This is a genomic window from Caballeronia sp. GAWG1-1 (genome assembly GCF_023631465.1).
Lineage (GTDB): Bacteria > Pseudomonadota > Gammaproteobacteria > Burkholderiales > Burkholderiaceae > Caballeronia.
The window spans coordinates 252,187-273,967 of record NZ_JALQDB010000002.1 but is presented as its reverse complement, the minus strand read 5'-3'; the positions used below and the strand labels follow the sequence as shown (position 1 = coordinate 273,967).

Below are 21,781 nucleotides of genomic sequence, written 5' to 3'. Positions count from 1 at the left end.
TCAGAAGCGGGTTCAGAAGCTGCTTTCTTTGGTGACTTTCTTTGCTGCTGCAAAGAAAGTTACCCCTCCGCCGGGGAGGCGGCTACTGCATGTAACCGCACGAAAGCAGCACAGGCTCCCTTAAAACAAATCAAAACAAAGCCTCGTCGTAATCCATCATAGGCTTGGCCCCCGCGCGAGCAGCACGAATAGTAGAGGCTGTCTCGGGCAGCAGCTTGGCGAAGTAAAACCGCGCAGTAGCGAGCTTGGCCTTATAAAAAGCATCGTCAGAAGAAGCGTTATCGAGCGCGACTCGAGCCATCCGCGCCCAAAAATAAGAAAACACCAAATGCCCGACCGTACGCAGATACGGCACCGCAGCCGCGCCCACTTCATCGGGATTCTGCATGGCTTTCATGCCGATCTCCATGGTGAGCTTCTGCACCTTGTCGCCAATATCCGCGAGCGGATTGATGAACTCCTGCATCTCCGGCTTAACGCCCTCTTCCTCGACGAAATCCGCGACCAGCTTGCCGAAGCGCTTCAACTTCGCGCCCATGTCGCCGAGAATCTTGCGGCCGAGCAGATCGAGCGCCTGAATGGAATTCGTGCCTTCGTAGATCATGTTGATGCGTGCATCGCGCACGTACTGCTCCATGCCCCATTCGGAGATGAAGCCATGACCGCCGTAAATCTGCATGGCCATGTTCGTGCCTTCGAACGCGTTATCGGTGAGAAACGCCTTGATGACGGGCGTGAGCAACGCGACGAAATCCGCCGCCTCGCAACGCGCCGCTTCATCCGCGTGCGAAAGTTCCTTGTCGATATTGAGCGCCGCCCAATAAGCAAACGCGCGCCCCGCTTCGGCATAAGCTTTTTGCGTGAGCAGCATGCGCCGCACGTCCGGATGCACGATGATCGGATCGGCCGGCTTCTCCGGCGCCTTCGGACCGGTGAGCGAGCGCATCTGCAAGCGCTCTTTTGCATAGACGAGCGAGTTCTGATACGCGACTTCGGTGAGACCAAGACCCTGCATGCCGACACCCAGGCGTGCCGCGTTCATCATCACGAACATGGCGTTCAAGCCCTTGCTCTCTTCGCCGACGAGCCAGCCCTTCGCGCCATCGAGATTGATCACGCAGGTGGCGTTGCCGTGGATGCCCATCTTGTGTTCGATCGAACCGCACTTGACGCCATTGCGTTCGCCCAGTGCGCCGTTCGCGTCCGGCACGAACTTCGGCACGATGAAAAGCGAAATGCCCTTGGTGCCGGCAGGTGCGCCAGGCAGACGCGCCAACACGAGATGGACGATGTTCTCCGCCATGTCGTGCTCGCCGCTCGAAATGAAGATCTTCGTGCCGGTGAGCGCAAAGGAACCGTCGCCATTCGGCTCGGCCTTCGTGCGCAGAATGCCGAGGTCGGTGCCGCAATGCGGCTCGGTCAGACACATCGTTCCGGTCCATTCGCCCGAAACGAGCTTCGACAGATACGTGCTCTTTTGCTCCGGCGTGCCATGCGCGTGCAGACATTCATACGCGCCATGCGAGAGGCCGGGGTACATCGTCCAGGCCTGATTCGCGGAGTTGAGCATTTCGTAGAGCGCGTTGTTTACGAACGCGGGCAAGCCCTGTCCGCCAAACTCGGGATCGCAGCCGAGCGCGGGCCAGCCCGCCTCGACATACTGGCGATACGCCTCCTTGAAACCGGCGGGCGTGCGCACGACGCCATCGCCTTCATACGTGCAGCCCTCGCGGTCGCCACTCTGGTTGAGCGGAAAGACGACTTCGGCGCAGAACTTGCCGGCTTCTTCGAGCACCTGATTGATGGTGTCCGCGTCGAGATCGGCGTGCTTCGGCATGTTCTTCAGTTCTGCTTCGACATCGAGCAATTCGTGCAGCACGAACTGCATGTCGCGCAACGGGGCGGCGTACTGTCCCATGAGTCTCTCCAGTTTCTTTGGGCTTCTCGTCAGGCGCCGCCAAATCGTTGTGCGATTCGTGCGGCGCCGCTAACGGCTATCGGGTTGTGGTGAAGCTAAAGTCGCCGTGGCGCCCACGCTTGCCGCGATACTGCTGTGCACGCGCGCGGTCGATTCCGGCGACTGATACGAATCGATCGTTTTTTCCAGCGCATCCCGCGTCAGTTGCACGGCTTCCGGCAAGTGAAGGAAGCGCGCGTCGTGATGCAGGCCGAGCGTGAAACTGTACAACTCGAAGAGCATCAGTTGCGGATCGGTATCCGGCTTCAAATGCCCCTCGTCCTTCGACTGGCGAATCGCGCGCAAGAGCGCCTCTCGCCAGGTCGTCACGCTGCTTACCAGTTGCTCTCGCACGGCGCTCGCCGCGCGGTCGTCGTACTCCACCGCGCCGCTGATATAGATGCAGCCCGTGGTCACCTCCTGGATACGCTTTTCCATCCAGCGATCCATCATGGCGCGCAGCCTCGGCAATCCGCGCGGCTCTCGCAGGCTCGGGAAGAACACTTCGTCCTCGAAGCGGCGGTGATACTCGCGTACCACTTCCACCTGCAAATCTTCGCGCGATCCGAAATGCGCAAACACTCCGCTCTTGCTCATTTGCATCCGCTCGGCCAGCAACCCGATGGTTAGCCCTTCCAGCCCGTCCCGGCTCGCCAATTCAAGCGCTGCGTCGAGAATCGCGGCCCGCGTCTGTTCGCCTTTTCGCATGATGTCTCTACCGTCCTCTCGTGACCCGATTTAAAACGAACGGCCGTTCTATTATTATGGCCAGTCGCCAATGAAACAAGAAAATTATTAGAAAACCGTTTCTAACCCGCCGCCAACGTCAATAGGATAAGTCTCAACATTAGCCGCTCGATTGTCCCTTTTTAATTGATAGCTGCATGCTAGTGACTGCCCGAGTTCCCATTTTCTGAACCGGTCATGTTGCGGTGCATGAAGGAACAATTTGCTGCTGGTCAGCAGCAATCTACACGAATCGGGAGCCGAAATCGTAGTGATCAGTCGTATTGACCGATCGTGATGACTTTCATCATCAGACGATACGTGTTGTAGGCAAACCAGCTCAGCATGCGCTCGGTGACGGGGCGCGCGGCGTAATGCTTCTGGTCGATAGGACGGCCTTCGTCGAAGGCGTTGAGGATGGCGTCGTGCAAACCGGCGATTTCCGGGTGATTCACGAGCACCATGTTGGCCTCGTTGTTCAAGACGAGACTGAGCGCGTCTAAATTGGAGGAGCCGATGGTTGCCCAGTCGGAATCCACGACGGCGACCTTGCCGTGAAGCATGGTTTTCTCATATTCGGCGATACGCACGCCGTGCTTGAGCAGGTTGCCATAGAGAAACGGCGTGGCGTAGTCGAGCGCCACAAATTCCTTGCGGCCAATCAGCAGTGAAACGCGCACGCCGCGCCGTGCCGCATACACGAGCGCACGCCGCAGTTTGCGTCCAGGCATGAAGTAAGGATTCGCGAGCAGCACTTCGCTTTCCGCATGCGAGATGGCACGCAGATACGCCTTCTCGATAGCTCGCCGGTTCAACAAATTATCGCGCGCGACGAAAGCGACGCACGGCTGATCGACCGCGTGGATTTCGCCGAGCTGGGCGCGTTTGCGCGCGCGCATCGAACGGCGCGCGCTCCAGCGGCTTTGCTGCGGCTCGGGCTCGCATCCCGGCTGGCGCGGCTGACGCGGTTTCACGCCAAGACGAATACGTTGCCATTGCAAATCGATCGCTTCGCCTACGTCCTTCACTACCGGACCTTGCGCTTCCATCGCGAAGTCCCAGCGTGGTTGTTCGAGGCGCGTGCCGTTCTGATCGTAATCGTCGACGATATTGATGCCGCCGCAAAACGCGTAGGTCTCGTCGACGATCGCGAGCTTGCGATGCGTGCGCGACCATCCTTGCGGCCCGAACAAAAGATGCGGATTGTAAATGCGATGCTCGACGCCGCTTTCCTTCCAGAGCGTGAACATCGGCAGTTTGCTGTCGGTGCCTATGCCATCGGTGATCACGCGCACCGTCACGCCGCGTTGGGCCGCGCGCACGAGCGCATCGGAGACGGCGCGGCCGATGTCGTCGTTGGCGAAGATATACGTTTCCAGCGACACCGACGTGCGCGCATTGTCGATGCGCTCTATCAACGCCGGGAAGAACTGCACGCCGCACTTGAAGATACGAACGTGATTGCCCGACGTGAAGCACAGGCGCGACGGCCGACGGCCCGAGAAGAGCGCCTCGCGCAGCCGCTTGAATTTGCGTCGCGGGCGAATGTCCATCACCGGCTATGCGCCGCGAGGCGCTCGGGCAATTGCAGAATGGCTTCGCGGTTCGACCACGAGAAGCAGCGATCCGCGGCTTCGCGCAGAGGCAGCCACAAGTGTGAAGTGTGTTCGCGCGGCGCGAGTGTCACTTCGAGACAGTGCGGCACGAGCAGGCTGAACTGGTGTTCGATATTGTGCGTGACGCCTTCGGCATAGCGATGCCGCCACCGCGGATAGATCTCGTACTGAATGCTGTGATTCCAGTCGAGCAACGCGTTCTCCGGCACGAGCGGACTGCCGATCACGATCCCCGTTTCCTCTTGCACTTCGCGCGCGGCGGTCTCGGCAAGCGGCTCGTCGATACGGTCCTTCGAACCCGTCACGGACTGCCAGAAGCCCTCGTGATCCGCGCGTTCGATGATGAGCACGTCGAGCATTGGCGTGTGAATGACGACGAGTACGGATTCAGGGATTTTCGGCGGCTTGAGCATGACGGTTTATGCGCGCGTTTCATTGTGTGCCTCTATGGCGAATGACTGTAACGCAAAAACGGAAAAAGGCGCACTTGGCGCCTTCTTCATCGTGCTGCAGCGAACGTGCGTTACTGCGCCTTCTGCTCCGGCTGACGCAAGCGAATATGCAACTCGCGCAACTGGCGCTCGTCCACTTCGCTCGGCGCTTGCGTGAGCAAGTCCTGCGCGCGCTGCGTCTTCGGGAACGCAATTACGTCGCGGATGGAATCGGCGCCGGACATCAGCGTGACGATACGATCCAGACCGAACGCAATGCCACCATGCGGCGGCGCGCCGTACTGCAACGCGTCGAGCAGGAAGCCGAACTTCAGGCGCGCTTCTTCAGCGCCGATCTTGAGCGCGCGGAACACCTTGCTCTGCACGTCTTCCTGGAAGATCCGCACGGAACCGCCGCCGATTTCCCAGCCGTTCAGAACCATGTCGTACGCCTTCGCGAGACAGCGGCCCGGATCGGTTTCGAGATATTCGAGATGCTCGTCCTTCGGGCTCGTGAACGGATGATGCGCGGCCACGTAACGGTTCTCGCCTTCGTCGTATTCGAACATCGGGAAGTCGATCACCCACAGCGGCTTCCAGCCTGTTTCCAGCAGACCCGTGGACTTGCCGAATTCCGAATGACCGATCTTCAGGCGCAGCGCGCCGAGGCTGTCGTTCACGACCTTCGCGCGATCCGCCGCGAAGAAAACGATGTCGCCGTCTTGCGCGCCGGTACGCTCGAGAATGGCTGCGAGCGCTGCGTCATGCAGGTTCTTGACGATCGGGCTCTGCAGGCCGTCACGACCACGCGCCTTGTCGTTGACCTTGATCCACGCAAGACCCTTCGCGCCGTAGATACGCACGAATTCCGTGTAGCCGTCGATATCGCCACGCGAAAGTTCGCTGCCCTTCGGCACGCGCAAGGCGGCCACGCGGCCGTCTTTCGAGTTGGCGGGCATGCTGAACACCTTGAAGTCGACGTCCTTCACCGCGTCGGTGAGATCCGCGAATTCCAGCTTTACGCGCAGGTCGGGCTTGTCGGAGCCGAAACGACGCATGGCTTCCGAGTACAGCATGACCGGGAATTTCTCGGGCAACGCGACGTCCATCGTCTCCTTGAAGACGTGGCGGATCATGTTCTCGAACAGATCGCGAATTTCCTGTTCCGTCAGGAACGAGGTTTCACAGTCGATCTGCGTGAATTCCGGCTGACGGTCGGCGCGCAGGTCTTCGTCGCGGAAACACTTGGTGATCTGGTAGTAACGGTCGAAGTTCGCGACCATCAGCAATTGCTTGAACAATTGCGGCGATTGCGGCAGCGCGAAGAACTGGCCCGCGTTCACGCGCGACGGCACCAGGTAATCGCGCGCGCCTTCGGGCGTGCTCTTGGTCAACATCGGCGTTTCGATGTCGATGAAACCTTGTGCGTCGAGATACTTGCGCACTTCGATCGCCACGCGATAACGCAAACGCAGGTTCTTCTGCATCTGCGGACGACGCAGGTCGAGCACGCGATGCGTGAGGCGCGTGGTTTCGGAGAGGTTGTCGTCGTCGAGCTGGAACGGCGGCGTGACCGATGCGTTCAGCACGGTCAGCTCGTGGCACAGCACTTCGATCTTGCCGCTCGTCAGATTGGTATTGATCGTGCCTTCCGGACGGTTGCGTACCACGCCCTGAACGCGCACACAGAACTCGTTGCGCACGCCTTCGGCCACCTTGAACATATCGGCGCGGTCCGGGTCGCAGACGACCTGAACGAGCCCTTCGCGATCGCGCAAGTCGATGAAGATAACGCCGCCGTGATCGCGGCGGCGATGCACCCAGCCACACAGCGAAACGGTTTGGCCCAGCAGGGCCTCGGTCACCAGACCGCAGTATTCAGATCGCATCGACATGATGTTTGTGTCTTTCGTTGTTCGTTGATCAACGGCTCGCGCGCTGTGGTCATGTTCTTGATTGACTGACTGACTCACGTTTGGCGCGCGTGCCGGCATTACATCGGCGGCTCGGTGGGGCGGCGGGCAGGCGCGACCGGGATCGGTGCGCTCGGCGCCGGGGCTACCACGCCCATCGAGACGATGTACTTCAGTGCGGCGTCGACGGTCATATCCAGTTCGACGACTTCGCTTTTCGGCATCATCAGAAAAAAGCCGGAGGTCGGATTCGGCGTGGTCGGCACATAGACGCTCACGTGATCGCCCTCCAGATGATTCAGGACGTCGCCACCCGGAATGCCCGTCAGGAACCCGATGGTGTAGGAGCCCTTGCGCGGATATTCGATGAGCAACGCCTTGCGAAACGCATTGCCGCTCGACGAAAGCAGCGTGTCCGACACTTGCTTCACGCTCGTGTACAGCGGGCCGACCACCGGAATGTGGCGCACGATGGCGTCCCACCACAATACGAGTTTCTGCCCGATGAAGTTCTGCGTCAGCAAGCCGACGATAAAAATGAACGCGATGGTCAGTACCGCGCCCAGTCCAGGCAAATGGAAACCGAAGATGCGCTCGGGCTGCCATGATTCGGGCAACAGGAGCAGCGTCTGATCCATGGTTCCGATGACGAGGCCGAGCACCCACAGCGTGATGGCCAAAGGCACCAGCACGAGCAGGCCAGTCAGAAACACGGATTTCAGCGTAGTCTTTTTTGTCGTCACGTTGTAGTCGCTAAGGTCTTAGCCGAAGGTTGCACCGTTTCAGTTCGAAACGGCTGGCGGATGCCCGAATCGACGAGCGCGACAGCGATATTCGCCCGGAGATGCCGGACGGCATGCATATCGCGCAATGGCCGCGCTCTTGCGTTCAGCCGCTCAGGCCGCGCCCGACGTGGATGTGCCGGAAGAAGGCGTACTGCTTGCGGGCTTCGACGCTTCCGAGGACGACGCCTTCGCGCCGGCGTCATTCGAAGCGTTTGCATTGCCTGAACTGCCAGCTTCCGACGAAGCCGCGGGCGCATCCGAAGAGCCGTTCTCCGATTTGGCGGGCGCCGCCGCGTCCTTGGCCTTGCCGCCGTTATTGCCGCCGCGAAAATCGGTGACATACCAGCCCGAACCCTTCAACTGGAATCCGGCGGCAGTGACCTGTTTCGAAAACGTGGCCTGTCCGCAAGCGGGACATTGCGTGAGCGGTGCGTCGCTCATTTTCTGAAGCACGTCTTTTTCGTGGCCGCAGGAGGCGCAGCGGTACGCGTAAATCGGCATGGTGCTATCCCTACAATGATCTGTCGACGCTTGCAAAGCCTTGAATTATAGCCGCAAACGGATTTTGACCCGCGATTTTCGGGGGCTTCCGGCTACGACTTCCTGCCGCTAAATGGAGGCGTCGATGCCGAATTTCAAGCGCGCCGCCAGGTCATCCAGCGTTCGCGTCCGGCAAATACGGGAATGGAGTCTCGAACTTCCCGCTCGTCGACGAGTTCGAAGTGCGGCGTAAGAAGCGCGTGAAGTTCATCGCGTTCGATGCCGAACGGCGGACCTTTCGGCGTCGCGCCGAGGAAATAGAAGCCCGCGAGCAGCGCGCCGGGTTCGAGCAAATCGGCCATGCGCTGCGCGTAATCGGCCCAGCGGTTTTTCGGCAGCGCGCAAAGAAACGCGCGCTCGTAGATCCACGCGGGCGAAAACGGCGGCTGATACGCGAAGAAATCCGCCTCTTCGACGTTTTTCCCATACGCGCCCAGTTGCGCGCGTGCCGTTGCGACGGCGACCGGCGAGAAGTCGATCGCGCGCACCGTCCAGCTTCGCTCGGCCAGATAAAGCGCTTCATACGCGCTGCCGCAACCGGGAATCAGCACATTGTGCAGAGCGCGCGACGCCGCAAACGCCTTGAACGCCTCCTGAACGCCCGCCTGATCCCACGGCATGAAACGCCGGTCGAAGCGTTCGTCCCAGAAATCAGGCGAATTGGGATCGCGATGATCGAAAGTTGGGACGTTGGGATCGCTCATCCGCCGTGCCCCAGCCACAACTGGGCGATAACCACGCCCGCACCCGCCATGGCAACGAGTCCGACCGCGAGCAGCGTAATCAGCAAGCGGTTCGTGCGCTTTTGCTCCGCTAGCAAGAGGCGCATGGTTTCGTCGCTGCTGCCTTTGGGCGCGTCGTGATGCTCGGCCAGAAGGTGATGAATCAGGCGCGGCAACTGCGGAATAGTCTTGCTCCATTGCGGCGCTTCTAACTGCAGACGTTCGTACCAGCCGCGCCAGCCGATCTGTTCGTTCATCCAGCGTTCGAGATACGGCTTCGCGGTCTTCCAGAGATCGAGTTCAGGATCGAGCGAACGACCCAGGCCTTCGACGTTCAGCATCGTCTTCTGCAAGAGCACGAGTTGCGGCTGAATCTCGACGTTGAAACGACGCGACGTCGAGAAAAGCCGCATCAACACCTGACCGAGGGAAATATCCTTGAGCGCGCGATCGAAGTACGGCTCGCACACGGCGCGGATCGCGCTTTCCAGTTCCTCGACGCGCGTGCTCGGTGGCACCCAGCCGGATTCCAGATGCAGCGTGGCGACGCGATGATAGTCGCGCTTGAAGAACGCCAGAAAGTTCTGCGCGAGATAGTTCTTGTCGAAGTCCGACAGCGCCCCGACGATGCCGAAGTCCAGCGCGATATAGCGCCCGAAGGTTGCCGGATCAAGACTCACCTGGATATTGCCGGGGTGCATGTCGGCGTGAAAGAAGCCATCGCGGAACACTTGCGTGAAGAAAATCTCCACGCCTTCGCGCGCCAGCTTCGGAATATCGACGCCCGCCGCGCGCAGCGTTTCAACCTGGCTGATCGGCACGCCGACCATGCGCTCCATCACGAGCACCGTGGGCGCGGACAAATCCCAGTACATTTCCGGCACGAGCAGCAGATCGAGCCCCGCGAAATTGCGCCGCAACTGACTGCCGTTGGCGGCTTCGCGCATGAGGTCGAGTTCGTCGTGCAGATACTTGTCGAATTCGGCGACGACTTCGCGCGGCTTCAGCCGCCGTCCGTCCGGCCACAGGCGTTCGGCCCACGTCGCGGCATCGCGCAGCAAGCCGAGATCCGAATCGATCACCGGCAGCATGCCGGGGCGCAACACCTTCACGGCGACCGACTTGCCCGCGTGCTCGCCGTGCTTGATTTTCGCGAAATGCACTTGCGCGATGGAAGCCGACGCCACCGGCACGCGCTCGAAATCGTCGAACAACACGTCGATAGGCGCGCCCAGCGATTTTTCGATGATCTCCATTGCCACGGCCGAATCGAAGGGCGGAACCTGATCCTGCAGCTTGGCGAGTTCATCCGCGATATCGACGGGCAGCAGATCGCGCCGCGTCGACAACACCTGACCGAACTTGACGAAGATCGGGCCGAGACTTTCCAGTGCGAGGCGCAGCCGGATGCCACGCGCCACTTCGAATTTGCGGCCGAACGTCGTGATGCGCATGAGATAGCGCACGCGACGATCGTTGATGCCGCTCATCACCAGCTCGTCGAGCCCGAAGCGGACAATCGTGAAGAATATTTTGAGGAAACGCAGAAAACGCATATTCGGTTTCGCTTCAGCTCGTTATTCGCGCGAGTCGCGCACGGACTCGCCACCGGGCCGCGCTGAGGCGCCGCGTTCCGGTTGTCGTCTTTCCAGTCTTTCGATGCGCTTTTCGAGGCGCGCCAGGGCGTCGCGCGTCGCGGAAACCTCGGCGTTGAAACCGTCGAGCGCGCTTTTGCGTATGAGTTGCGGACGTTCGTCGAGCAGATATTCGGCGACCGTATCCAGCAGATTGCGGCCGGTGCGTTGCGCCTGCTCCTGAACCGTCCGCGCGATTCGCCCCACGCGATGCGCGGGCGCGTCGCCGATGACGCGCGCCAGATCCTCTTCCGGGTCCCAGCGCAAGTTTTCGGCGAGTTTGGCGAGCGTCGTGGCGAATTCGGCATCGCCTTCGATTCGAACGTGCTTCATCACGGCCGCCTGGCCGCCTTGCAGGAACGCGGGCAACGCGTCGAGCGGAACCGCGATGGTGACATCGAAACGCCCGGCTTCACCTTCGCTCGTCGCGGCAAAGAGACCGCCCGGTTGCACCACGAGCGCGATGGGAACAGGTCCGCAAGTCAGCTTGACGCACTTGCCGGCGTAAGGCTTGACGCGTTCGAGCGCCCACGGCTCGCGCACGAGCAGATGGTTCACCACGGCCGAGAAGGCGCCGGATGCGGTCTTGAAGGCAGGATTTACTGCAAAACGGGCGGATTCGTCTGCGTTCGTCATCGGCTCTGAGATGAAAAAACCCGCGCCAGCGGTGACCGGCGCGGGTTTCTATTCTACCTTCGCAACCGGCGTGATACCGGCCGCCGCCCCCGGTCTTTCGACCGGGCGCAATTGGATCGACAACTCAACTGACTTGCTGAATACCTGCCAGCAGCCAGCCTTCGTTGCCCGTCTTCTGCTTCGAGAGATTCCACACTTCGACGAACGGTTCGGCCGCTGAACCCTCGGACTCGCGAATGAGGCCGTGGAAACGCACGCTTGCCAGATACTCGTTCGCACGGTCTTCGACGCCGAGCAGATCGGCATTGAGTTGCACGACGTCTGTACGGTTCGGTGTGCTGCCGCGCGCATCGACGTCGAGTTTCACTTCGGCGAACATTTCGGGCGTCGTGAACTCACGGATGTCGTTGACATTGCCGCGATCCCACGCGTCCTGCAGGCGCACAAAGTAGACCTTTGCGTTGCGCACGAACGCTTCCGTATCAAAGCCGGCCGGCACGTTCGGATTTGTCACCGACGGCTGGTTCGGCGAATCGATATAAGTCGCGCCGAGGCTCGTGGAACGCGGCGTTTGCGGCGGCTCCTGGTTCAAGTCGGTACGCGCCATTGCGCCGTAAGGCGACGCCGCGCCCGAAGCGCCGGCGTATGCGGGCGTGTTGCCCTGATTCGCTTGACGGCGGCGCATGAAGAAGCGGAACAGCATAACGGCCGCGAGCACGATCAAGCCGATGATGATCATATTGGCCATGGCGCCGGCGAAGGCTTCGCCCAAGCCGAAGTGCGACAACAGCGCCGCGATGCCGAGACCCGCCGCCAAACCTGCGAGCGGTCCGAGCCAGCGGTTGCGTGCCGGTTGCGCGGCCGCCGCCGCGGCGGGCGCGGCCGGTGCGCGCTGAGCTTGCGCGGCCTGGCCTTGCTGCATGGACTGTGACGGCGGCGTCGCCTGATGCTGCTGCGTGGCCGTTGCCGACTGACGGCCCATGCTGCGGCCGCCGCCCATGCGACGGGCATCTGCATCTTCAGTGTAGATTGCGCCAACCGTGATAACGCCAGCGAGCGCCAAGATTCCGGCCTTCCTGAACATGCTGCTCAGGAAACCCCGGGATTGGGGTATGCGCGAATCGGACATTTCGAATCCTATTAAGAGTGGAACACTAAAATTTGGTCCCGACGTGTAACGCTACCACGCCACCTGACAAATTGTAATATTCGACTCGATCCAAGCCAGCTTGTTCCATCATTGTTCTTAAAGTTTCCTGGTCGGGATGCATGCGGATAGATTCCGCAAGGTAGCGATAGCTGTCCGCATCCTTCGCGACTTTCTCTCCAAGCCACGGCAAAATCTTGAAACTGTAGATATCGTACGGCTTCTTCAGCGGCTCCCAAACCTTCGAGAACTCCAGAACGAGCAAACGACCACCGGGCTTCAGCACACGCTGCATTTCTGCAAGCGCGCGCTCTTTGTGGGTCATGTTGCGTAGACCGAAGGCAACTGTAACCACATTGAAATAATTGTCCGGGAAGGGGATCTTCTCGGCGTCGCACAAGAGCGCGGGCGTAATCACGCCTTTGTCGACCAACCGGTCGCGCCCGACGCGCAACATCGATTCATTGATGTCCGTGTGCCAGACTTCGCCGCTTTCGCCCGCTTGCCTTGCAAAAGCCATCGCCAGATCGCCCGTGCCGCCTGCCAGATCCAGCACCTTGTAGCCCGGCCGCACTCGCGCCTGCCCGATCGTGAAATGCTTCCAGATCCGATGCAGTCCGCCGGACATCAGGTCGTTCATCAAGTCGTAGTTGCCCGCGACGGAGTGGAACACGCCCGCCACTTTCTTCGCCTTGTCCTGCTCGTCGACCGTTTCGTATCCGAAGTGGGTCTTGCTCATCGCGCTGATTCCTCGCCTGTCGTTTGTCGTATACCCGCGCAAGCATCGCGCCGGGTCCGCGGCGTTATGCCGCGTATTTGGATTGAGTTCGAGTTTAGTGGCAATGCCCGCCGGACGCCTTCGCCGTCATGGGCGCGTCGCGGTCGAGGCCGGCAGCTTCCAGTTTCGCCAGATACTCGCGCCACAAATCGTCCTGCCGCGTTGCCAGCTTGTGAAGAATGTCCCAGGAATAGATGCCGGTATTGTGCCCGTCCGAAAAGTTCAGCTGCAGCGCGTAGTGACCGACCGCATCGACGCCGATCAGCGTGACATCGCGCTTGCCGGTCTGTAGCGTTTCCTGGCCGGGACCGTGGCCCTGAACCTCGGCGGAAGGCGAATAAACGCGCAGCAGTTCGAATGGCACGCGGTACGACGTGTCGTCCGCATATCGCAGTTCGAGCATGCGGGATTTCGAATGCACGACGACACCGGTGGGAATCGGCGTCGTGGAAGTGAGTCCGCTCATGGGGAGCCCTGGCTTTTGATGATGTTGTCTTATGGAGAGCCGAAGACCTGATTCAGCTCATGGCGCACGGCTTCGCGCAGCAAGGTGGCCTGCGCGCGGCGCTTCGAAAGCTGCGCTTCGGAAACGGTGCGCTGACGCGGCGCCCAAATGGGCAGAGGAAAGCGGGAATCGTTGGAAAAGCGCGGAATGACGTGCCAATGCACGTGCGGCACCTGATTGCCGAGACTCGCCAGATTGACCTTCTCCGGCACGAGAATGCGCCGCATGGCGCGCTCGACGCAGTTGACGGCGGTCATCAAGCGCGCGCGGTCGGCGTCTTGCAGATCCGACATCTCGGCGACATGCGCGCTCCAGATCACGCGGCACAAGCCGGGCCAGTCGGCCTCATCGGCGAGGACGACGCGCAATGCGTCGTCCGCCCACAGTACCTCGCCGCCGTCTTCACGGCAAAACACACAGTCCATCTCAAACCTCTAGCGAATCGAAACCCGATTTCGCTATTACACCAGTACGCGCTCGATACCGCCATTGTTCGCGCGCTCGACATACTGTTCCATCCAGTTCTCGCCGAGCACCTTGCGCGCCATTTCCACGACGATGTAATCCGCCTCGGTGTTGGCGTCCTCGTTGTAGCGCGACAAACCCTGCAGGCAGGACGGGCAGCTCGTGAGGATCTTGACGTCGGTGACGGCATTGTCCGGCTGCGGACCATCGCCCGCTTTCAGCACCGAACCCGGCTGCGCGCCCGCCGCACCGGCCGAGGCGTTCGCCATGTTGATGGCGTTCGCGCCCGCCTCCGCGACGAGCGGAATGCCGCGCAACTTCGCCGCGCCCTTGCGCATTTCCTCTTCCTTGCGAAAGCGCACTTGCGTGGAGATGTCCGGCCGCGTCACCGCGAGCGTGCCCGACTCGCCGCAGCAGCGATCATTTTTTTCGATCTTGTAGCCGTCCTGCTGCGAACCCATCAGCTCGTTGACGAGTTTGACCGGGTCCATCGTCTTGATCGGCGAATGACACGGGTCGTGATACATGTAGCGCGTGCCCTTCACGCCATCGAGCTTGATGTTCTTTTCGAGCAGGAACTCGTGGATGTCGATGATCCTGCATCCCGGGAAGATCTTCTCGAATTCATAGCCCGCGAGCTGGTCGTAACAGGTGCCGCACGACACGACCACGGTCTTGATATCCAGATAGTTCAGCGTATTGGCCACGCGATGGAACAACACGCGGTTGTCCGTGACGATCTTCTCGGCCTTGTCGAACTGTCCCGCGCCGCGCTGCGGATAGCCGCAGCACAGATAGCCCGGCGGCAGCACGGTCTGCACGCCCGCTTCCCACAACATGGCTTGCGTGGCGAGCCCGACCTGCGAGAACAGACGCTCGGAACCGCAACCGGGGAAATAGAACACGGCTTCCGAATCCACCGTGGTTTTCTGCGGATTGCGGATGATCGGAACGATCTTGTTGTCCTCGATATCCAGCAGCGCGCGCGCCGTCTTCTTGGGCAGATTGCCCGGCATCTTCTTGTTCATGAAGTGGATCACTTGCGTGACCACCGGCGGCTTGCCGACCGTCGCGGGCGGTTTGGCCGTCTGCTTCTTCGCGAACTTCTTGAGGATGTCGTTGCCCAGACGCTGCGCCTTGTAGCCCACGCCCATCATTGCGGTGCGCGCGACGTTGATCGTCTGCGGATTCGTCGCGTTGAGGAAGAACATGCCCGCCGCGTTGCCCGCGTTGAACTTCTTTTTGCCCATCTTGCGCAGCAGATTGCGCATGTTCATGGTGACATCGCCGAAATCGATCTTCACCGGGCACGGCGTCACGCACTTATGGCAGACCGTGCAGTGATCGGCGACATCGTTGAATTCGTCCCAATGCTTGATCGACACGCCGCGGCGCGTCTGCTCTTCGTACAGGAACGCCTCGATGAGCAGCGAAGTCGCGAGAATCTTGTTGCGCGGGCTGTAGAGCAGGTTCGCGCGCGGCACGTGCGTCGCGCACACGGGCTTGCACTTGCCGCAGCGCAGGCAGTCCTTGATCGATTCGGAAATCGCGCCGATATCCGACTGCTGCATGATGAGCGACTCATAGCCCATCAGGCCGAAGCTCGGCGTGTACGCGTTGCGCAAGTCCGCGCCTTCGAGCAATTTGCCCGCGTTGAAGCGCCCCTGCGGATCGACGCGCTTCTTGTAATCGCGGAAATCGCGGATTTCGTCATCGGTCAGGTACTCCAGCTTCGTGATGCCGATGCCGTGCTCGCCCGAGATCACGCCGTCCAGCGAACGCGCGAGCTTCATGATGCGCGCCACCGCGTGATGCGCGTCCTGCAGCATCGCGTAGTTGTCGGAGTTGACCGGAATGTTGGTGTGCACGTTGCCGTCGCCCGCGTGCATGTGCAACGCGACGAACACGCGGCCGCGCAGCACTTGCTTGTGGATGGCCTGCGCTTCGTCGAGGATCGGCTTGAATTCGCCGCCGTTGAAGATTTGGCGCAATTCGCCGCGAATCTCCGTCTTCCATGAGATGCGCACGGTGCGGTCTTGCGCGACATGGAACACGCTCGCATCCGGCTGGGTATCGACGCGATCCGCGAACTTCTCGGCGAGCCCTTCGTAGCCGAGATTCACGAGATAGTGCTGCGCCTCGCGCAAGGACATGTCGAGCTTGTCGCCGACGAAAGTCCAGCGCTCACGCACGCGCTTCATCAAATCGAGCGCCTGTTGCACGCGATCTTCGAGCAATTCGGCGGACGGAATCTCGTTCGCGTCGTCGCTCTTTCCGAGCGGCAGCTTGCCGGTCTTGAAGAACGCCTCGAGCGCGTCGACCAGTTGCAGCTTGTTCTTGATCGACAGCTCGATATTGATGCGCTCGATGCCGTCCGTGTACTCGCCCATGCGATTGAGCGGGATCACCACGTCTTCGTTGATCTTGAACGCGTTGGTGTGCTTCGCGATGGCGGCCGTGCGCGAACGGTCGAGCCAGAAGCGCTTGCGCGCCTCGGCGTTCACCGCGACGAAGCCTTCGCCGCTCTTGCCATTCGCCATGCGGACGACTTCGGAGGCGGCTTGCGCGACGGCATCGGCGTCGTTGCCGACGATATCGCCGATCAGCACCATCTTCGGAAACGCGTTGCGCTTGCTCTTGGTCGCATAGCCGACCGCGCGCAGATAGCGCTCGTCCAGATGTTCGAGTCCCGCGAGAATCGCGCCGCCCTGCTTCGACGTCTCGAACAGATAATCCTTTATCTCGACGATGCTCGGAATGGCATCGCGCGCCTGGCCGAAAAATTCGAGGCAGACGGTGCGCGTGTGCGCGGGCATCTTGTGCAGAATCCAGCGCGCCGACGTGATGAGCCCGTCGCAACCTTCCTTCTGCACGCCCGGCAAGCCCGCGAGGAACTTGTCGGTGACGTCCTTGCCGAGCCCTTCCTTGCGGAACGTGCGGCCGGCGATATCGAGCGCCTCGGTTTTCAGGAGCTTTTCGCCGGGCGCGCGCGTGCCGTCGAACCAGTCGAGCCGGAAGCGCGCCACCGGAATGTCGTGGATCTTGCCGCAGTTATGTTCGAGGCGCGTGACTTCGAGCCAGTTGCCTTCCGGGTCCACCATGCGCCACCAAGCGAGATTGTCGAGCGCCGTGCCCCACAGCACTGCCTTCTTGCCGCCCGCGTTCATCGCGACATTGCCGCCGACGCACGATGCATCGAGCGATGTCGGATCGACGGCGAACACGAAGCCCGCCTGCTCCGCCGCTTCCGTGACGCGTCGCGTGACCACGCCCGCGCCGGAGAAAATGGTCGCGACCTTGTGATCGACGCCCGGAAGATCGGTCATCTCCACCGGCCCGAGTTGTTCGAGCTTTTCGGTGTTGATGACCGCGGAAAACGGCGTGAGCGGAATCGCGCCACCGGTATAGCCCGTGCCGCCTCCGCGCGGAATCACGGTGAGGCCGAGCTCGAAACACGCCTTGATGAGACCTGCGATCTCCGCCTCGGTGTCCGGCGTGAGCACGACGAACGGATATTCGACACGCCAGTCGGTGGCGTCGGTGACGTGCGAAACGCGCGACAGACCGTCGAACTTGATGTTGTCCTTCTGCGTCTGTTTGCCCAGCACGCGCGACGCGCGGCGGCGCAATTCGGCCATGCGGCCGAATTCGGCGGAGAAGTCGTCCACGGAGCGGCGCGCGGCCGCGACCAGCAGTTGCACGCGTGCGGCGCGTTCCTGGCCTGCGTCGTCGCCGTGTTGCGATAGATCGGCGTTACGGCGCTTTTCGATCTCAGCCAGCCGATGGTTCAGCGCTTCGACGAGCAAGACTCGACGCTTCGGGTTGTCGAGCAAATCGTCCTGCAGATACGGATTGCGGCGTACGACCCAGATGTCGCCGAGCACTTCGTACAGCATGCGCGCCGAGCGGCCGGTGCGTCTTTCGCCGCGCAGTTCGTCGAGTGCGGCCCAGGCTTCGTCGCCGAGCAGCCGCATTACGATCTCGCGATCGGAAAACGACGTGTAGTTATAGGGAATTTCGCGCAGACGGGGCTCGACGCCGAGCGGCAAGGCGGCATGGGCGCCGTTCGGATCGAAGGCTTGAGGTGCGTTCATGTTCGACGGTTCGGTGAGCCGGCGAGCGCGTCAGGAAGCGCAAAGTCACCGGCGATGCGCGTGGGGGCGCAGATTTTTGGATGAGACTGTTCTGTAGGAAGGCCGCCGCATCGCGCAAATCCGGCAATGACACGGATGTAATGACGAGCCAGATGCGACACGGCGCCTTCAATGTGCCCGGATCAACGCCACGATCGCGCATGGCGCGCATGCCGCTCCGCCGCAGCGTGAAGCTCGCGGGGGACATACGCCAGTAAATCGATCCGAAGCTGCCAGTGCATCTGCCGATCCTGATTTGTAAAACGAAATTCTAACCCATCGCGAAAAAGGCCGTTCGTGACGGCTAGCAGGCAGAAGGGGCATTTGCGTGCCCGTTCACGACATGTTTCGGGCATTTTCCGCGCTTTTACTCCCGGCCGGTCGGTCGGCGATAAGGCGTCGTAGCCGGAATGCTGCTTCTTCCGCGCTATCATTCATGCTTTCGCCCTCAAAAAAGCAGCGCGCAGCCGGCCTGCGCGACGATTTCGACGCATGACACATCCCGACTACCTGAAGAAAGTGCTGACCGCGCGAGTCTATGACGTCGCGCGCGAGAGCGAGCTCGAACCCGCGCGCAGTCTGTCCGCGCGCCTGCATAACGCCGTCTACCTCAAGCGCGAGGACAACCAGCCGGTGTTCTCCTTCAAGATTCGGGGCGCCTACAACAAGATGGCCAACCTGCCCGCCGACGTTCTGGCGCGCGGAGTCATTACAGCGTCGGCGGGCAATCATGCGCAGGGCGTGGCTTTGTCGGCGGCGCGGCTCGGCTGTCGCGCGGTGATCGCCGTGCCCACGACCACGCCGCAAGTGAAAATCGACGCGATCCGCGCGCATGGCGGCTCGACCGTCGAAGTGGTGCTGGCGGGCGAATCGTATAGCGACGCCTACGCGCGCGCCGTGCAGCTTCAGGAAGAGCGCGGCCTCACCTTCGTCCATCCGTTCGACGATCCCGACGTGATCGCCGGACAAGGCACCGTCGCCATGGAAATCCTGCGCCAGCATCAAGGTCCGATTCACGCGATCTTCGTGCCGATAGGCGGCGGCGGCTTGGCGGCGGGCGTGTCGGCGTACGTCAAGGCGATCAGGCCGGAGATCAAGGTCATCGGCGTGCAGACCGAGGATTCCTGCGCGATGGCGCAATCCATCGAGGCGGGCGAGCGCGTTACCTTGAGCGAAGTCGGCCTGTTTTCGGACGGCACGGCGGTGAAGCTCGTCGGCGAGGAAACCTTCCGCCTGTGCAGCGAGTTGCTCGATGAAGTCATCACCGTCGATACCGACGCGCTTTGCGCCGCCATCAAGGACGTCTTCCAGGACACGCGCAGCGTGCTCGAACCGGCGGGCTCGCTCGCGGTGGCGGGCGCGAAGGTCTATGCGGAACGCGAAGGTATCGAAGGAAAGACGTTGATCGCGGTGACTTCCGGCGCGAACATGAATTTCGACCGCATGCGCTTCGTGGCGGAACGCGCGGAAGTGGGCGAGGCGCGCGAGGCCGTGTTCGCGGTGACGATTCCCGAGGAACGCGGCAGCTTCAAACGCTTTTGCGAACTCGTCGGCGATCGCAGCGTGACCGAGTTCAACTACCGTATCGCGGATGCGGCCGCCGCGCATATCTTCGTCGGCGTGCAGATCAAGTCGCGCAACGAGACGGTGCAGATGCGCTCGGCGTTTATCGAGCACGGGTTCGCGACGGTCGATCTGTCGCACGACGAACTCTCGAAGCAGCACATTCGCTACATGGTCGGCGGCCATTCGCCGCTCGCGCATGACGAACGCCTGCTGCGTTTCGAATTCCCCGAGCGGCCGGGCGCGCTCATGCGCTTCCTTTCGTCGATGGCGCCGGACTGGAACATCAGCCTGTTTCACTATCGGAATCAAGGCGCGGACTACAGCTCGATTCTCGTTGGCATTCAGGTGCCGCGGGCGGATAACGCCGAGTTCGAGCGCTTTCTCGCGACGCTCGGTTATCCGTGGTGGGACGAGCAGCAGAACCCCGTCTACAAGCTGTTCCTGGCGTAAGTCGAGACTTCATGTCCAAGTTCACGCTCGAAGACAAGCTCGTCGTCGCGATTTCGTCGCGCGCGCTCTTCGACTTCGAGGAAGAAAACAGCGTGTTCGAGGCGGGCGATCTCGCGAGTTACGAAGCGCTGCAACGCTCGCGGCTGGACAATCCCGCGAAACCGGGCGTGGCGTTCGGGCTCATTCGCAAACTGCTCGCGCTCAATGCGGGCGAGCAGCGCGTGGAAGTAGTGATTCTTTCGCGCAGCGATCCTATCAGCGGCCTGCGCGCGTTCCATTCGTGCCGTGAGCATGGGCTGGCGATCGAACGCGGCGTGTTCACGCGCGGCCGTTCGCCCTTCAGCTACTTGAAACCGCTGCGTGCGTCGCTATTTTTATCGGCGAATCCCGACGATGTACGCGACGCGCTCGCCGCCGGTTTTCCCGCCGCGCGCGTGCTGCCGGAAACGCCGCGCGCAGCGAGCCGTTACGCGGATGAAATTCGCATTGCGTTCGATGGCGACGCCGTTCTCTTCTCCGATGAAGCCGAGCGCGTGTTTCAGGCCGACGGTTTGCTCGCCTTCGTCGGCCATGAAACGAACAAGAAAGATCTGCCGCTGCCGGGCGGACCGTTGAAGCCGCTGCTCGAAGCGCTGAACAAGCTGCAACGCATTGCCGCCGCGAATGAAGGCGAGCAGGCGGCCATGCATATCCGCACTGCGCTCGTCACCGCGCGTTCCGCTCCCGCGCACGAGCGCGCGATCCGGACGTTGATGGCGTGGGACATCGAAATCGACGAAGCGATGTTCCTGGGCGGTCTGGACAAGGGCGAATTCCTGCGTGAATTCGAGCCCGACTTTTTCTTCGACGATCAAATTCGCCATTGCGAATCGGCCCGCGGCGTGAGTCCGACAGGGCATGTTCTCAGCGGCATAGCGAACGCAACATGACACCCGAACAATCTCCGCTCGGCAAGCCTGTCCACTACACCGAACAGTACGATGCGTCGCTGCTGTTTCCGATAGAGCGCAAGAGCGCGCGCGATGCCATCGGCGTCGGCGCGCGGCTGCCGTTCTTCGGCACCGACATCTGGAACGCTTACGAGCTTTCGTGGCTGAACGCGCGCGGCAAGCCGCAGATCGCGGTGGCGACGTTCTTCGTGCCGGCGGATTCGCCGAATATCGTCGAATCGAAGTCGTTCAAGCTTTACCTTGGCTCGTTCGCGCAGACGAAGTTCGACTCCATCGACGACGTGCGCGCGGCCATCAAGCGCGACGTATCGGCGATCTGCGGAGCGACCGTATCGGTGCAACTTGCCGCGCCGGCAGATTTCGGCAAGCTCGCGATGGAAGAGTTCGATGGCTTGTCGCTCGACAGGCTCGATCTGGATACGGACATCTATATGCCCGATCCTTCACTGTTAAGCGCGACGCATGGCGAAGCACCCGTCGACGAGACGCTGTATTCGAATCTGCTGAAGTCGAATTGCCCGGTGACGGGACAGCCGGATTGGGGCAGCGTGCAGATTCGCTACTACGGCGGGCAGATCGATCACGCGGGTTTGCTGCGCTATCTGATTTCGTTTCGCGGACATACCGGTTTTCACGAGCAATGCGTCGAGCGCATTTTCATGGACGTGATGCGGGAATGTCAGCCGGAAAGGCTCGCGGTGTACGCGCGTTACACGCGGCGCGGCGGGCTGGATATCAATCCGTTCCGGACGAATTTCAATTTGCCGATGCCGGATAATGCGCGGTTGGCGCGGCAGTGAAGCTCGTCAATGCGGCTCCGACTTCCC

18 protein-coding genes are annotated in these 21,781 nt (G+C 61.3%); 3 read left to right on the top strand and 15 right to left on the bottom strand.

Going from position 1 to position 21,781, the window contains the following annotated elements:
* Positions 1 to 130 precede the first annotated feature (130 nt).
* The 15 genes from NCT03_RS01680 to NCT03_RS01610 all read right to left on the bottom strand — a co-directional run bounded on the left by NCT03_RS01680 (position 131) and on the right by NCT03_RS01610 (position 17,949).
* Positions 131 to 1,918 (bottom strand): acyl-CoA dehydrogenase C-terminal domain-containing protein, encoded by a 1,788-nt coding sequence (locus tag NCT03_RS01680; RefSeq protein ID WP_250491767.1) that lies wholly within the window; start codon positions 1,916 to 1,918, stop codon positions 131 to 133.
* Positions 1,919 to 1,987: 69 nt separating this feature from the next.
* The gene (locus NCT03_RS01675; RefSeq protein ID WP_244826967.1) at positions 1,988 to 2,665 is read right to left on the bottom strand and encodes a TetR/AcrR family transcriptional regulator; all 678 of its coding nucleotides are present in this window, start codon (positions 2,663 to 2,665) and stop codon (positions 1,988 to 1,990) included.
* A gap of 293 nt (positions 2,666 to 2,958) precedes the next feature.
* The gene (locus tag NCT03_RS01670; RefSeq protein WP_244827956.1) at positions 2,959 to 4,236 is read right to left on the bottom strand and encodes a phospholipase D-like domain-containing protein; all 1,278 of its coding nucleotides are present in this window, start codon (positions 4,234 to 4,236) and stop codon (positions 2,959 to 2,961) included.
* Positions 4,236 to 4,712 carry a dihydroneopterin triphosphate diphosphatase gene (nudB, locus tag NCT03_RS01665; protein WP_250491766.1) on the bottom strand — a complete coding sequence of 159 codons (477 nt, stop codon included), beginning with the start codon at positions 4,710 to 4,712 and terminating at the stop codon, positions 4,236 to 4,238. Before nudB ends, NCT03_RS01670 begins: the two co-directional genes overlap by 1 nt.
* Before the next feature lie 110 nt (positions 4,713 to 4,822).
* Positions 4,823 to 6,625 carry an aspartate--tRNA ligase gene (gene aspS / locus NCT03_RS01660; protein WP_250491765.1) on the bottom strand — a complete coding sequence of 601 codons (1,803 nt, stop codon included), beginning with the start codon at positions 6,623 to 6,625 and terminating at the stop codon, positions 4,823 to 4,825.
* A 98-nt stretch (positions 6,626 to 6,723) separates the two neighbouring features.
* Positions 6,724 to 7,386: a DUF502 domain-containing protein gene (locus NCT03_RS01655; protein ID WP_244826964.1), complete on the bottom strand. Its 663-nt coding sequence runs from the start codon at positions 7,384 to 7,386 to the stop codon at positions 6,724 to 6,726.
* A 153-nt stretch (positions 7,387 to 7,539) separates the two neighbouring features.
* On the bottom strand, positions 7,540 to 7,929 hold the full coding sequence (locus tag NCT03_RS01650) for an FmdB family zinc ribbon protein (RefSeq protein ID WP_250491764.1): 390 nt from the start codon (positions 7,927 to 7,929) through the stop codon (positions 7,540 to 7,542).
* Positions 7,930 to 8,063: 134 nt separating this feature from the next.
* Positions 8,064 to 8,672 carry a methyltransferase domain-containing protein gene (locus NCT03_RS01645; RefSeq protein ID WP_250491763.1) on the bottom strand — a complete coding sequence of 203 codons (609 nt, stop codon included), beginning with the start codon at positions 8,670 to 8,672 and terminating at the stop codon, positions 8,064 to 8,066.
* Complete coding sequence (ubiB, locus tag NCT03_RS01640) at positions 8,669 to 10,246, bottom strand: ubiquinone biosynthesis regulatory protein kinase UbiB (protein WP_250491762.1); 1,578 nt, start codon at positions 10,244 to 10,246, stop codon at positions 8,669 to 8,671. The genes NCT03_RS01645 and ubiB overlap by 4 nt, the downstream gene beginning before the upstream one ends.
* 21 nt (positions 10,247 to 10,267) lie before the next feature.
* Positions 10,268 to 10,960 carry a ubiquinone biosynthesis accessory factor UbiJ gene (locus tag NCT03_RS01635; protein ID WP_250491761.1) on the bottom strand — a complete coding sequence of 231 codons (693 nt, stop codon included), beginning with the start codon at positions 10,958 to 10,960 and terminating at the stop codon, positions 10,268 to 10,270.
* Between the two features lie 124 nt (positions 10,961 to 11,084).
* A complete protein-coding gene (locus tag NCT03_RS01630; RefSeq protein WP_250491760.1) occupies positions 11,085 to 12,089 on the bottom strand; it encodes a Tim44 domain-containing protein in 1,005 nt (334 codons plus the stop codon).
* A gap of 25 nt (positions 12,090 to 12,114) precedes the next feature.
* Positions 12,115 to 12,846 (bottom strand): bifunctional demethylmenaquinone methyltransferase/2-methoxy-6-polyprenyl-1,4-benzoquinol methylase UbiE, encoded by a 732-nt coding sequence (gene ubiE / locus NCT03_RS01625; RefSeq protein WP_250491759.1) that lies wholly within the window; start codon positions 12,844 to 12,846, stop codon positions 12,115 to 12,117.
* Between the two features lie 94 nt (positions 12,847 to 12,940).
* Positions 12,941 to 13,351: a gamma-butyrobetaine hydroxylase family protein gene (locus tag NCT03_RS01620; protein WP_250491758.1), complete on the bottom strand. Its 411-nt coding sequence runs from the start codon at positions 13,349 to 13,351 to the stop codon at positions 12,941 to 12,943.
* Positions 13,352 to 13,380: 29 nt separating this feature from the next.
* On the bottom strand, positions 13,381 to 13,815 hold the full coding sequence (locus tag NCT03_RS01615) for an HIT family protein (protein ID WP_250491757.1): 435 nt from the start codon (positions 13,813 to 13,815) through the stop codon (positions 13,381 to 13,383).
* Between the two features lie 36 nt (positions 13,816 to 13,851).
* On the bottom strand, positions 13,852 to 17,949 hold the full coding sequence (locus NCT03_RS01610) for a DUF3683 domain-containing protein (RefSeq protein WP_250491756.1): 4,098 nt from the start codon (positions 17,947 to 17,949) through the stop codon (positions 13,852 to 13,854).
* Positions 17,950 to 18,420: 471 nt separating this feature from the next.
* On the opposite strand from NCT03_RS01610, the gene ilvA reads away from it, so the two are divergent.
* Genes ilvA through queF form a run of 3 tightly spaced genes read left to right on the top strand, consistent with a single transcriptional unit; the run spans position 18,421 to position 21,754 of the window.
* A complete protein-coding gene (ilvA, locus tag NCT03_RS01605; RefSeq protein ID WP_350030129.1) occupies positions 18,421 to 20,004 on the top strand; it encodes a threonine ammonia-lyase, biosynthetic in 1,584 nt (527 codons plus the stop codon).
* A gap of 11 nt (positions 20,005 to 20,015) precedes the next feature.
* A complete protein-coding gene (locus tag NCT03_RS01600; protein WP_250491755.1) occupies positions 20,016 to 20,933 on the top strand; it encodes a 5'-nucleotidase in 918 nt (305 codons plus the stop codon).
* Positions 20,930 to 21,754, top strand: a complete 825-nt coding sequence (gene queF, locus NCT03_RS01595) for an NADPH-dependent 7-cyano-7-deazaguanine reductase QueF (RefSeq protein ID WP_244826952.1) — start codon at positions 20,930 to 20,932, stop codon at positions 21,752 to 21,754. Before NCT03_RS01600 ends, queF begins: the two co-directional genes overlap by 4 nt.
* The last annotated feature ends 27 nt before the right edge of the window (positions 21,755 to 21,781 follow it).